1 protein-coding gene is annotated in these 749 nt (G+C 67.8%); it reads left to right on the top strand.

All coding sequences use genetic code 11. The features are described 5' to 3' along the window. Positions 1–742, top strand: a 742-nt coding sequence (locus tag VXC91_RS46380; protein ID WP_329513334.1) for a transposase family protein, incomplete at its 5' end; no start/stop codon positions are given. Positions 743–749: the final 7 nt, after the last annotated feature.

The raw sequence follows: 749 nt of genomic DNA, 5'->3' as shown, positions 1-749 counted from the left end.
CACCACTACCGACCTGCGGGCCTGGACCGGGCTGACCGGACCCCAGATGCACCGGCTCGTGAGGCAACTGTGGGAGAAAACGCCCGACACGGGCCGCGGCCGGCCCTGGGCGCTGTCGTTCACCGACCGGGTCCTGCTGCTCGTCCTCGCCTACCGGACCAACCTCACCATGCAGCAACTCGGCTCCCTGTTCGGCATCTCCCACTCCGCACTCCACCGAGTCGTCGACCGTCTCGCCGGACCGCTCGCCGAGCTTCTCGGTCCGCCGCCCACCGACCGCAGGGAACTGTGGGTCGTGGATGGCACGCTGCTTCCTGTCCACGACAAGAAGAAGACCGCAAAGTCGAAGAACTACCGGCGCAGCGTCAACGTGCAGGTCGTCTGCCGGGCCCGCGACCGCAGGGTCGTCGCGGTCGGTGACGCGTGGCCAGGAAACCGCAACGACATCGTCGTCTTCCGGGAAACCGTCGGCAGGACCCTGCCCGACCACCCCAGGCTCTCCGGCGACGGCGGGTATCGCGGCAGCGATCGCATCCGCACACCACAACGTGGCCCAGACGGTCGCATCATCAAAGACCGGAACTACCGCCGGTTCCGCCGGCGCCGCGCTGTCGCCGAACACACCATCGCCCGCCTCAAAGACCACCAGGTCCTTCGCCAGTGCCGACGCAAAGGCGACGGCATCAACCATGCCGTCGCAGGAGTCGCAGCACTCCACAACCTGAAGCTGGAAGTCCGGTAACCGGGGG

This window comes from Streptomyces chiangmaiensis, assembly GCF_036281785.1.
Classification (GTDB): Bacteria; Actinomycetota; Actinomycetes; order Streptomycetales; family Streptomycetaceae; genus Streptomyces; species Streptomyces chiangmaiensis.
Note: the sequence above shows the minus strand (reverse complement) of the source record. Positions and strands in the feature narration are given on the sequence as shown.